Source organism: bacterium, from assembly GCA_016708315.1.
Classification (GTDB): Bacteria; Zixibacteria; MSB-5A5; order CAIYYT01; family CAIYYT01; genus JADJGC01.
Genome location: JADJGC010000003.1, coordinates 36,227 through 48,550 on the forward strand (window position 1 = coordinate 36,227; position 12,324 = coordinate 48,550).

The window sequence follows — 12,324 nt, forward strand, 5'->3', positions numbered from 1 at the left end:
GATACGAGAAAACATACAAGATTGAATACAAGTCACATACTCGATACAAGATCGGAAAGCGCACTGGTTGTCAGTGCGTTTTCTTTTACCCATTTGCTTATTTTTGCCCGGAGCCGGAGGGCCTGATTAATGCATGAGGATATTAGACTGCTAAAGGAATTGCAGGACGTCGACTACTGGATCGGCGAACTCGAACGTTCGCGGGAATTTTTGCCCGAAATGATGCGCAATCTGGAAACCGAAATCGAACAGATTGCCATCGACCTCAAAGCCAAAAAAGAGCGCTTGATTGCCGCCCAGCTCGAAATCAAGGAAATTGAGTTGAGCATCGCGGAAAACAAAGAACATGTCAGCAAGTACCAGGAACAAATGCTGACTATCAAGACCAACAAGGAATACGACGCACTGGTCGTGCAGATCGACGCTTCCAAAGCGCAGATCGCCACCGATGAAGAGCGATCATTGACCCTGATGACGGAAATCGACCAACTCAAAGCCGCGGTCGAAGAGCTTGAAGCCAAGACCACCACCATCCGCGAGCTTAACAACGAAAAGCTGAAAGAACTTCAGATCCAAATGGACTCGGTGCAGGGCAAGGTCGACGAAAAAGAAGCCCAGCGCGAGCACCTCAAAGCCAAGGTTCCGAAGAGCGTGATGAGCATCTACGAACGTGTCCGCAAAGGACGCGGCGGCGATGTCGTAGTTCGCCTTCGTCGCGGAGCCTGTGGCGAGTGCTACAAATCGCAGCCGCCGCAAAAGGTCCAACTTGTCAAGCGCGGCGACTCATTGCAGACTTGCGCATCCTGTGGCCGAATCCTCATTTGGGAGGGGGACGATTAGTCCATGGCCACGATTCTGGAAAAAATCGGACTGACATTCGATGACGTATTGCTGGTGCCCGGCCTCGCGGAGTTTCATCCTCGCGATGTCGATGTCTCAACTCTGTTGACCCGCAATATCCGGCTCAATATACCGCTGGTTTCAGCGGCAATGGATACGGTGACCGAATCGGAACTGGCAATCTCGCTGGCTCGCGAAGGCGGAATCGGGATACTGCACAAGAACCTGTCCGTACAGCGCCAGGCGGAGGAGATTGACAAGGTCAAGCGTTCCGAAGCCGGTATGATTGTCAACCCGATAACTACGCGTCCTGATCAGACTGTGGGTGATGCTTTGGCGGTAATGACCCGCTACTCAATTTCAGGTATTCCGGTCGTTTTGGATGGCAAGCTGGTGGGTATTCTCACCAATCGTGATTTACGCTTCCATCCGTCGGTAGAGTCCAAGATTTCGGACGTAATGACCAAGGACAATCTGATTACAGTTCCCGAAGGCACCACTCCCGAACAGGCGCGCGAAGTATTGCATAAGCACCGCATTGAAAAATTACCGATTGTCGATAGTCACATGAATCTTAAAGGTATGATTACCTTCAAGGATATCATGAAGAAACTCCGCTATCCCAATGCCTGCAAAGACTCTCGCGGACGTCTGCGCGTCGGCGCCGCAATCGGCGTTGGTTCTGATATGATCCCACGTGCCGAGGCGGCAATTGAGGCAGGAGTTGACGTTCTTTGTTTAGACAGTTCGCATGGTCACAGCGTCAAGGTTCTTGAGGCGACTCGCGAATTGAAAAAACGGTTCCCGAACACGGACCTGATTTCCGGAAACGTGGCGACCACTGACGGTACCAAGGCTCTAATCGATGCCGGCGCAGATGCCGTTAAGGTCGGAATCGGCCCCGGTGCTATCTGCACGACAAGGGTTATCTCCGGCGGCGGCGTTCCGCAAGTGACGGCTATTATGGATGCCGTAGGGGCGGCAGCCAAGACAAGCACACCGATCATCGCCGATGGCGGTATTCGGTATTCCGGGGATATCTGCAAAGCACTCGCAGCGGGAGCCCATTGTGTAATGGTCGGCTCGATGTTAGCAGGCACTCAGGAGTCTCCGGGAGAGACTATCTTGTTGGAAGGCAGGAGCTTCAAGGTCTACCGAGGAATGGGTTCGATTGGTGCGATGAAAGACGGTGCCAAGGATAGGTACTTCCAGGAAGACCAGTCTGATATGACTAAATTGGTGCCCGAGGGTATCGAAGGGCGCGTCGCATACAAAGGAAAACTGTCTGATCTCGTATTCCAATTGGTCGGCGGGCTCAGGTCAGGGATGGGATTGGCAGGCGCAAAAGATATTGAGTCTTTGCGAACTATTACAAAATTTATTAGAGTTACTGCAGCCGGATTACGAGAAAGCCATCCGCATGATGTTACGATCAGCAAAGAGGCTCCGAATTACCGGTCAATGTATTAGTAGAAAATAGCTGTTCATAGATTCCGGAGCAGGTTTGGCAGTCGCGTCCCGATTTCGGTCGGGATGAGGAAAGTCCGAGCTTCACTGAGCAGGATACCTCCTAACGGGAGGGCGGAGCAATCCGACGGACAGTGCAACAGAAAGATACCGCCACGCAGGCAACTGCGGGGTAAGGGTGAAATGGTGGTGTAAGAGACCACCGGCGGGGGAAGTAATTTCTCCGGACCGGCAAACCCTATCCGAAGCAAGACCGAATAGGGGAGAAGAGCTGCTCAGACTCGTTTGTACTCCCGGGTAGGTCGCTACAGGTTTCGCGCGAGCGGAATCGCAGAGAAATGGCTGCAGGCAATTAGCCTTACAGAACTCGGCTTATCGCCTGCTGCGGAATCTATGATTAATTTACGAGGAAACACTTGCTCTTGAAAAACCGCGTAAAAATGCAGTGGGTGGTTGCGCCCGAGCCGGATTTCCGTCTCGTTGATGACATCGCACAGAAGGTCAACCTGCCGCCCCTCGTCGTTAAGATCCTTGTCAGCCGCAACATGACTGATCCGGTCGTAATAGACAAGTTTATCAATCCGAATATGTCCGACTTGGTCGACCCTTTCCTGATTCCGGGTATGGAAGCCGGTGTTGAACGCACCATCCAGGCCCTGCAGGAAAACGAAACGATCATGATCTATGGCGACTACGATGTCGACGGTATTACCGCCGCTTCGTTGATGTTCCTCGTACTGAACAAACTCGGAGCGAATGTCCACTATTATCTCCCCAATCGTCTCGTTGAAGGCTACGGCCTCTCTGAAGAAGGCATCATCGAAGCTGAGCGCAAAGGTGCTTCGCTGATTATTTCGGTTGATACCGGTATCACCGCAGGCAAAGAAGTCGAATATGCCAAAGAGAAATTCATCGATTGCGTCATCACCGACCATCACGAACCGGGCGAGACTCTTCCAAATGCAGCCGCCGTCGTCAATCCCAAGCTCGGCCCTTCGATCGGCCGTGAACTTGCCGGTGTCGGCGTGGCTTTCAAATTTGCGCAGGGATTGTATTCGCGTCTTGGACAAGACCAGACTGAACTATATGAACATCTCGATTTAGTGGCTCTCGGCACTTCTGCCGACGTCGTGCCATTGGTCAACGAAAACCGCATTCTGACCAGTTTTGGTATTGGCCAGATCATGCGCTCCTCCAAGCCGGGTCTCAAGTCGCTGGTATTCGAATGCGACCTGATGGGTAAAGAGATTACCACCAGCCAGATCGTGTTCATTATTGCGCCGCGTATCAACGCAGTTGGTCGTCTTGGCGGCGCTGAAAAAGCTATTAAACTTCTGACTACCAAAGACACGCAGACTGCCAGCAGCATTGCGAAGTTCCTCGAGATCGAGAATCGCCGCCGCAAGTCAATCGACGAGAATACTCTTGAAGAGGCTCTCGGTCAGATTGAAAAGTCGGTCGATCTCGAAAATGACAAAGCTATCGTCCTTCATTCCGAGGGTTGGCATCAGGGCGTCATCGGAATTGTCGCCTCGCGTTTGGTTGAGAAATACTATCTGCCGACCGTACTCATTGCCGTCGACAATAACGAGGGCAAAGGCTCCGGTCGCTCGATTCCGGGATTCCATCTTCACGATGCGCTTAAGAGCTGTGAGGACTTGCTGCTCCGCTATGGCGGCCACAAGTATGCCGCCGGAATGTCGATTGCACCGGAACGAATCAAGGAATTCCAACAGCGTTTCAAGCGCGTTGCCGCTACTCAGTTGAATCCCGAGGACCTGATTCGCAAACTGCATATAGATGCCGAATTGGACCTCGATGATATTGACTTTGACTTGGTAGATACTCTCGAACGCTTTGCGCCATTTGGTCCGGAAAACATGAAAACCGTGTTCATCACACGTAATCTCGAAATCGTCGGTTCGCCGCAGGTCGTGGGTAGAAATCACCTGCGCATGCGCGTTCGCTCGGGCCGAAAGGTCTTCGATGTCATCGGTTTCGGTTTCGGCGATTATGCCGAGCAGTTGTCGATGCACGGCGTCGATTTCGACATGGCGTACGTGATCGAGAAGAACATCCACAACGGCGTGACCAAGATTCAGCTTCGCGTTAAAGATATCCGCTGGAGCTAAGTTAAGTGGCGCTGCTGGATGATTTCAAACGCGGCGACCGCCGTGCACTTTCCAAAGTAATCACCCACATCGAAAATCGTCGCGAAGACTATCGCGCTGCATTGGCGCAGATTTCGCGACTTGATCGCAAAGCATATCGTATTGGCATCACCGGACCTCCCGGAGCAGGGAAGTCGACCCTTGTCGATTCGCTGGTTGCCAAACTCGCCGATAGCGGCAAAAAGATTGGCGTAATTGCCATCGATCCGTCGTCGCCGTTTACCGGCGGAGCATTGCTCGGCGACCGCGTTCGCATGCAGCATCTTGCTGACAAGGACAAGGTTTACATCCGCAGTATGGCCTCGCGCGGGCAGTCCGGCGGTCTTGCCGCCGCAACGCGAGATGTCATCACCGTGCTTGATGCCTTTGGAATGGATTTGATCATAATCGAAACCGTGGGTATCGGCCAGATTGAGCTTGATATCATCGAAGCGTGCGACACTGTCGTCGTAATCTTAGTACCCGAGTCGGGCGACATGATTCAGACGATGAAAGCCGGACTGATGGAAATTGCCGATATTTTCTGCGTTAACAAGATCGACCGCCCCGGCGCCGACCGATTAGTGAGCTATCTTAACAATATGATTCACGAGCGTTTGGGCGAATTCAGCCAGGAATTTCCGGCTGTTGGGACAAACGCGGTCAGCGGTCTGGGTGTAGATAAATTGTCGGATGCCATTTCGCGGCATCGTGATTATATTGCCGGCAATGGCATGTTCGAGCAGCGCCGCAAACGCCAGCTCAAAAATGAGATTCTTTCCAGCGTCCGGGACCGGATTGTCAAGGATCTCGACCACATGATTGACCTCGACGGTCAGTTCGAATCGATCTCGTCAAAGCTCACTTCCGGCGAGACCGATCCTTACACCGCCGCCGATGAAATTTACGAACACTACTTTCGCGGGAGACTGGTAAATGGCTGAAATCAAGAATCAATCCGCCGCCAGCGATCAGCAATTTGAGGACGCCCTCAAGAAGGCGCATCGTGAGTGGAAAGCGACTGCCGATCGCAGCGCCAATGCCAAGAAGAAATTTGTCACCGTCTCCTCCGCGCCGATTGATCCGCTTTATACGCCGGAACACGTCAAGGACATGGAGTTTTTCCGCGACGTTAATTTCCCGGGCGAGTTCCCGTACACGCGCGGCGTTCACGCTTCGATGTATCGCGGCAAACCGTGGACGATGCGGCAATTCTCCGGAATGGGCACGCCGGAACAGACCAACGAACGCTATCATTATCTGCTTAGCCAGGGCCAGCACGGTCTGTCGGTGGCTTTTGATCTTCCGACCTTGATGGGCTACGACTCTGATCATTCGCGCTCACTCGGCGAAGTCGGCAAGTGCGGCGTCGCCGTTGATACCCTGCTCGATATGGAAAAAATCTTCGACGGCATCGATCTCGCCAAGATTTCAACCTCGATGACCATCAACGCCCCTGCGGCAATCCTACTGGCCATGTATATCGTCGTTGCCGAGAAACAGGGCGTGTCGATGGATAAGCTATCTGGCACACTGCAGAATGACATTCTGAAAGAATACATCGCGCAGAAAGAGTGGATCTATCCGCCGGAGCCTTCAGTGCAGTTGATTGTCGATACAATCGAATTTGGCACCAAGCACATGCCGTTGTGGAACACCATTTCCATCTCGGGCTACCACATCCGCGAGGCCGGCTCTACTGCAGCGCAGGAACTCGCATTTACTCTCGCCGATGGTTTCACTTACATCGAAAAGTCAATCGAACGCGGTCTCGATGTCGATGACTTCGCGCCGCGTCTGTCCTTCTTTTTCAATGCGCATATGGATTTCTTTGAGGAAATCGCCAAATACCGCGCCGCTCGCCGCATCTATGCCAAGCGCATGCGCGACAAGTACGGCGCCAAAAATCCGCGTTCGTGGATGCTCCGCTTCCACACACAAACTGCCGGATGTTCGCTCAATGCCCAGCAGCCTGAACTAAATCTGGTTCGCACAGCGCTCGAAGGTCTGTCCGCAGTCCTTGGTGGTACGCAGTCGCTGCATACCAATGCAATGGACGAAACTCTGGCTTTGCCGTCGGATAAGGCGGCATTACTGGCATTGCGCACACAACAGGTATTGGCACACGAAACCGGCGTAGTCAACACGATTGATCCGCTTGGCGGGTCGTACTTCGTTGAGGCCCTCACCAGCCGCATCGAAGCTGAAGCCGAAGCCTATTTCGACGAAATCGACCGTCGCGGCGGCGTGATGGCCTGTATCGAGGAGGGCTACCTCCAGCGTGAATTGGCGCGCGCGGCCTATATCTATCAGCAGGAAATCGACAGCAAGGAACGCATTATCGTCGGCGTCAACGACTATGTCCTTGAGAACGAGAAAATCGAAATTCCGATTTTGGTAATCGACCCTGAAGTCGAAGCCAAGCAGTGCGCTTCAATTAAGAAAGCGAAGTCGATTCGCAATGACAAACGCGTCGCCGAGACTCTCGAAGAACTGCGCCAGGCGTGTCGCGACAATAAGAATCGCATGCCGTTTTTGATTAATTGCGTGCGCGAGTATTGCACGCTCGGCGAAATGTGTTTGGCGATGCAGGATGTATTCGGCGACTACGTCGAACCACCGATTATATAGCGATTGCTGTTCGATTTTAAGTAGGGGCGTGGTCACCACGCCCGTCATTCCGGCGAACGCCGGAATCCAGGCTTGTATGTCAAATCTCCTAAGGTTTTGACAATTCGGTTCTGTGGGTTCGACTTCAGTCGAACATCGCGCCGCAAGCGCGAGAATTGCCCAGTGACGGGGTGTATGGTAGGAATTATGACTAATATTCAGGATAAAACAAATGTCTGACAAAATTCGCGTACTACTCGCCAAAGCCGGCCTTGATGGCCACGACCGGGGCATCAAAGTCATCGCCGCTGCCATGCGCGACGCCGGTTTCGAAGTCATCTACACCGGACTTCGCCAAACTCCGGAGATGATCGCTGAGGCCGCCTTGCAGGAAGACGTTGACGCCATCGGTGTGTCGATTCTTTCCGGCGCCCACATGACGCTTTTCCCGCTGATTTACAAAGCAATGGAAGCTCGCAAGTGCACGGACATCATACTCTTTGGCGGGGGAATCATGACTGAAGAAGAAATGGTCATATTGCACTCGCAGGGCACAGACAAGCTCTTTGGACCCGGCACTCCGACACCAGACATCATTGCCTACGTGAAGGATGTGGTTGCCCGCAAACGGAAATCGGAAAAGATAATCTGGGCCAGTCCCCTGCCGGGTTTCCCCCCGGCAGGGCCTGTGGTGCCCCCGCCCCCGCGCCGGGGGCCGTCCCCCCGGCGCCCCGGGTGGGCCCCCCCCCCGGCTAAGAAGCCCCCCCCCCCCCCCCCCCCCCCCCCCCCCCCCCCCACCCCCCCCCCCCCCCCTCCCCACCCCCCCCCTCGGTTTCGGAACTGAGCTTACGTTTCACGGATTCCAGTGGCAGTTGATCTTCCCAGGGGGGCGGGGGCTGGGGGGGGTGGTCGAGCCGAGGCAGCGCCATCACGCAACTTTTCAGAAGGTGCGGTGCCAACTTGAGGAGTTGAAACGACCGACTCCAAGAGCTAGTCCCTTGGAACAGGACCAAATGTACATGTTCAGGCATGATAACATAACCGTAGACCTCAAATTTGTACTTGGTACGTGCCGCGTCTATCTCATGGAGTACCACAATGGGAAATCCAGGAATCTGAAGGAGTGGAAGTCGTTTATGGCAACTGAAGGTGACGAAGCGGGCTGTACCCCAATCGTCATAGTGCCTCAAAGTAGACATGAAGGGATACTATAGGTTGATGAGTCTTTGTCAATCACAAATCGTGGGATTGAACGGGGGGCGCACGGGTGGTAGTCGGGTTCCAAGCGAAACGTCGGACCCGACATCATCAACATATCCCCCCAACAAATTCGTTGATTTTCTAATCCGCAATTGGTTAATTGCAAGCCTTGATTGACTTTTTCTGTTGAGGGAGATCCTATGACATTCAATGTATCACCAGTCCAACAACCAATCCGCGATATGATGCGCGCCTTTGGTCCCAAAATCGAACCGCTTGGCCGCGAATGGGATCGCAAGCCGGACGGTTTCGCTCACGACATGTACAAACTCATTGCCGGACAAGGATTGTGCGGCTACGTGATGCCGAAAGAATATGGCGGCGGCGGCCACACGGCGCTCGAATACGCTACCATGATCGAAGAGCTTGCTTACATCGATCCGCCATCATCATTGCTTGCTGCGGTCGGCCAGCTTGCCTGCGATCCGATTATCAAGCAGGGAACTGACGAGCAGAAAAAGAAGTACATCCCCGATGCCGCAGTCGGCAAGACGATTCCTGCCTTTGCCCTGACCGAGCCCAATGCCGGTTCCGACGCCGCCAATCAAAGCACGACCGCGACTATCGACGGCGACCACTATGTCATCAACGGCGAGAAAATCTTCATCATGCACGGCGACGTCTGCAGTTTTGCGGTGACATTCTGCAAGATCATGGACGGCGACAGCGGCAAAGTCTCCGCGATCATCGTTCCCGGCGACGCTCCGGGTCTGCGCAAGGAGTGCCTTCAGTTCAAGATGGGCATGAAGTACGCCACCACCGGCAGACTCTGGTATACCAACGTACGCGTACCGAGATCAAATCTGCTCGGCGAAGTCGGCAAAGGTTTCCGCTATGCCATGGGCACGCTCGACGGCGCCCGTATCGGTATTGCCGCCCAGTCAACGGGTCTTGCCCAGCGCGCGCTTGATGAAGCCGTCAAGTACGCCAAACAGCGTATTGCTTTTGGCGCTCCGATCGCCAAGCTTCAGGCTATCCAATGGATGATCGCCGACATGAGCACCAAGACCGAAGCTGCTCGTCTGCTTACCTACAAAGCCGCTGAGCTGCAGGACAAAGGCGAGAAGTTCGGAATGGAAGCCGCACAGGCGAAGCTGTTTGCCTCTGAAGCTGCCAATTTCTGCGTCCAGAAGACGATGCAGATTCACGGCGGTTATGGCTACATCGGCGAGTTCTCCATTATCGAGAAGCTCTACCGCGACCAGCGCGTTTGCGAAATTTACGAAGGCACCTCGGAAGTCCAGCGCCTCGTTATTGCCGGCAATCTTCTCCGCGGTTAATCCAAAATTTCTTTAATCCAGCTCTTACCCCTCTCCCCAAATTGGGAGAGGGGAAGAGTCAACTATCCCGATTCTATCGGGAGTGAGGGCGCATGCTCCAACTCGGCAACTTCGAAATCCATTGTATCGTTGAAAATCGCATCTACCTTGATGCCGGGTCAGTCTTTGGCATCATCCCAAAATCGATCTGGAGCAAACACCAGCAGGCTGACGCCAACAACTTGATACCCTTTGATGTCAACGTCTTCGTAGTGAGAGGCAACGGTCACAATATCATCTTCGATGCCGGACTTGGCGACTTCCTTGAAGATCGGCAACGCAAATTGTATGGCACTATGCAGCCATCGGCGATGACAGCGGGACTTGCGAAGATCGGACTGACTGCGGACGATATCGACATCGTGATCTTGTCGCATCTTCACTGGGATCACGCCGGTGGTACAGTCCGCAAGGTCAATGACAAAACCGAATTGTGTTTCCCCAAAGCCCGGCACATCACGCACCAATTCGAATGGGAGGACGCCTCACATCCGGACGAGCGCACCAGCGGCGTGTATTTTCCAGATCGTTTAAGCGCAATTGAGAAGGCGGGCAAACTCGAGTTAGTGAGCGGGGAACTCAACGAGATTTGCGAAGGCGTCTGCGTTGTGCGCATTGGCGGACATACTCGGGGCCAGCTTGGTGTCCATATCGAGTCACAGGGGCAAAAGATAATCTATTATGCCGACAATTTTCCCAGTTGCCATCACCTGAAAGTTCCTTATGTTTCGGCAACCGACCTCTTTCCGCTTGAGACGCAGCGCTGCAAACGCGAGACGCTGCCGAAAGCGTTCGAGGGCGGCTGGCTGATCGCCATGGATCACGATATCGAGTGCAAGGTCGCTCGACTCAAGTACGACGGACTGAAACACACCTGCGAAAAGGTGATGTAGTTTAGTCGACCAGCGAATGTCATTCCGGCGAAAGTCGAGATCTGTATTGGCTGGTAAGTACTCAGCATTTGGAACCATCGTGTCGTGAGATTGTTAAATTCCCCTCTTGAGAGGGGTGGCGCAGTCGCGAGGAACGAGCGGCTGCGACGGGGTGTGTTAATTAAATCGGAGACTTCATCAATGTCCATCGAAGACAAACTGCGACTTCTGAAACAAAAACAAGACCAGGCGAAACTCGGCGGCGGCGCCGACAAAATCGCAGCCCAGCACAAGAAGGGCAAACTCACTGCTCGCGAGCGTCTGGAACTCTTGCTCGATCCCGGTTCGTTCGAAGAATTCGACATGTTTGTCACGCACCGCTCTTCCGACTTTGGACTCGACAAACAGATCATCCCCGGCGACGGTGTTGTCACCGGCTGCGGCCTGATTGACAACCGCATCGTCTTCGTATTCAGCCAGGATTTCACAGTGTTTGGCGGTTCGCTCTCCGAAGCTCACGCTGAAAAAATCTGCAAAGTAATGAAATCTGCAATGAAAATGGGCGCGCCGATTATCGGCCTCAACGATTCCGGCGGTGCGCGTATTCAGGAGGGCGTTGTATCGCTCGGTGGATATGCGGACATCTTTCTACTGAATACTCTGGCGTCAGGCGTCGTGCCGCAGATCTCCGCGATACTCGGACCCTGTGCCGGTGGAGCCGTATACTCTCCGGCAATAACTGACTTCGTGTTTATGGTGCGCAAGACCTCGTACATGTTCGTCACCGGGCCGAACGTCGTCAAAACTGTGACCCACGAAGATGTCACCATGGAAGACCTCGGCGGCGCCGACACTCACGCTTCCAAATCAGGTGTCGCGCATTTTGCCTGTGACTCCGAAGCCGAGGCAATTTTCAAGATTCGCAAACTGGTTTCGTTCTTACCGCAGAATAATCTTGACGATCCACCGCACATTACGGCAAGCGATCCATCTGATCGCATCGAAGACAAGCTCAATCACATCATTCCCGATACGCCGAATAAGCCGTACGACATGATCGAAGTCATTAAGCTCATTGTCGACGACGGCGACTACTTCGAAATCCACGCTGATTATGCGCCAAACATTACGGTCGGATTTGCCCGACTCGGTGGGCGCTCGATTGGAATTGTCGGAAATCAGCCCGCACATCTGGCTGGTGTACTTGATGTCGATTCTTCGATCAAAGGCGCACGCTTCATTCGCTTCTGCGATTCATTCAATATCCCGATTATTACATTCGAAGATGTTCCCGGATTTCTTCCCGGAACCGCACAGGAGCACGGCGGCATTATCAAGCACGGGGCGAAATTGTTGTATGCGTATTGCGAGGCCACCGTCCCCAAGATCACCGTCATTACACGCAAAGCCTATGGCGGCGCCTACGACGTCATGAATTCCAAGCATGTGCGCGGTGATATGAACTACGCCTGGCCCACGGCAGAGATTGCAGTCATGGGACCCAAAGGCGCTGTGGAGATCATCTTCAAGAAAGAAATCGCCGCTGCACCCGATCCACAGAGGGCGCTCGACGAAAAAGTCGCCGAGTACACCGAGAAGTTCGCGAATCCCTACAAAGCTGCCGAACGCGGTTACATCGACGATATCATCGAACCGTCGCAAACGCGACCGCGCCTGATACGCGCACTCGGAATGCTCGCTACCAAGCGCGACAGCAATCCGCCGAAAAAGCACGGCAATATCCCGCTGTAGTTCGGAATCTGTTACGGGATTTCCCGAGCTTTTTCTTGCAGTAAATCACTCCAT

General features: G+C 53.6%; 8 protein-coding genes, 1 other RNA gene and 1 pseudogene. All 10 read left to right on the forward strand.

Annotated features, from left to right (window positions below; genetic code table 11):
* Positions 1 to 129 precede the first annotated feature (129 nt).
* Positions 130 to 840 carry a hypothetical protein gene (locus IPH59_03105; protein ID MBK7090701.1) on the forward strand — a complete coding sequence of 237 codons (711 nt, stop codon included), beginning with the start codon at positions 130 to 132 and terminating at the stop codon, positions 838 to 840.
* A 3-nt stretch (positions 841 to 843) separates the two neighbouring features.
* Entirely contained in the window at positions 844 to 2,310 is a 1,467-nt protein-coding gene (gene guaB, locus IPH59_03110; protein ID MBK7090702.1) for an IMP dehydrogenase, read from the forward strand.
* Positions 2,311 to 2,335: 25 nt separating this feature from the next.
* An RNA gene (gene rnpB / locus IPH59_03115) (RNase P RNA component class A) lies at positions 2,336 to 2,697 on the forward strand.
* Between the two features lie 32 nt (positions 2,698 to 2,729).
* On the forward strand, positions 2,730 to 4,439 hold the full coding sequence (gene recJ / locus IPH59_03120; GenBank protein ID MBK7090703.1) for a single-stranded-DNA-specific exonuclease RecJ: 1,710 nt from the start codon (positions 2,730 to 2,732) through the stop codon (positions 4,437 to 4,439).
* Positions 4,440 to 4,444: 5 nt separating this feature from the next.
* Positions 4,445 to 5,401: a methylmalonyl Co-A mutase-associated GTPase MeaB gene (gene meaB / locus IPH59_03125; GenBank protein MBK7090704.1), complete on the forward strand. Its 957-nt coding sequence runs from the start codon at positions 4,445 to 4,447 to the stop codon at positions 5,399 to 5,401.
* Positions 5,394 to 7,088, forward strand: a complete 1,695-nt coding sequence (locus tag IPH59_03130; protein MBK7090705.1) for a methylmalonyl-CoA mutase family protein — start codon at positions 5,394 to 5,396, stop codon at positions 7,086 to 7,088. The genes meaB and IPH59_03130 overlap by 8 nt, the downstream gene beginning before the upstream one ends.
* A 211-nt stretch (positions 7,089 to 7,299) precedes the next feature.
* Positions 7,300 to 7,698 (forward strand): annotated as a pseudogene (locus IPH59_03135) (cobalamin B12-binding domain-containing protein).
* A gap of 769 nt (positions 7,699 to 8,467) precedes the next feature.
* Positions 8,468 to 9,607 carry an acyl-CoA dehydrogenase family protein gene (locus IPH59_03140; GenBank protein ID MBK7090706.1) on the forward strand — a complete coding sequence of 380 codons (1,140 nt, stop codon included), beginning with the start codon at positions 8,468 to 8,470 and terminating at the stop codon, positions 9,605 to 9,607.
* Between the two features lie 92 nt (positions 9,608 to 9,699).
* Positions 9,700 to 10,539, forward strand: coding sequence for an MBL fold metallo-hydrolase (locus IPH59_03145; GenBank protein ID MBK7090707.1), 840 nt, complete (start codon positions 9,700 to 9,702; stop codon positions 10,537 to 10,539).
* Positions 10,540 to 10,719: 180 nt separating this feature from the next.
* Positions 10,720 to 12,270: an acyl-CoA carboxylase subunit beta gene (locus tag IPH59_03150; protein MBK7090708.1), complete on the forward strand. Its 1,551-nt coding sequence runs from the start codon at positions 10,720 to 10,722 to the stop codon at positions 12,268 to 12,270.
* The last annotated feature ends 54 nt before the right edge of the window (positions 12,271 to 12,324 follow it).

Excerpts from the sequence above, each read along its gene's own strand:
- guaB (MBK7090702.1), top strand. The coding sequence starts at position 844 with ATGGCCACGATTCTGGAAAAAATCGGACTGACATTCGATGACGTATTG.
- IPH59_03150 (MBK7090708.1), top strand. The coding sequence starts at position 10,720 with ATGTCCATCGAAGACAAACTGCGACTTCTGAAACAAAAACAAGACCAG.
- IPH59_03130 (MBK7090705.1), top strand. The coding sequence starts at position 5,394 with ATGGCTGAAATCAAGAATCAATCCGCCGCCAGCGATCAGCAATTTGAG.
- IPH59_03145 (MBK7090707.1), top strand. The coding sequence starts at position 9,700 with ATGCTCCAACTCGGCAACTTCGAAATCCATTGTATCGTTGAAAATCGC.
- IPH59_03140 (MBK7090706.1), top strand. The coding sequence starts at position 8,468 with ATGACATTCAATGTATCACCAGTCCAACAACCAATCCGCGATATGATG.
- IPH59_03105 (MBK7090701.1), top strand. The coding sequence starts at position 130 with ATGCATGAGGATATTAGACTGCTAAAGGAATTGCAGGACGTCGACTAC.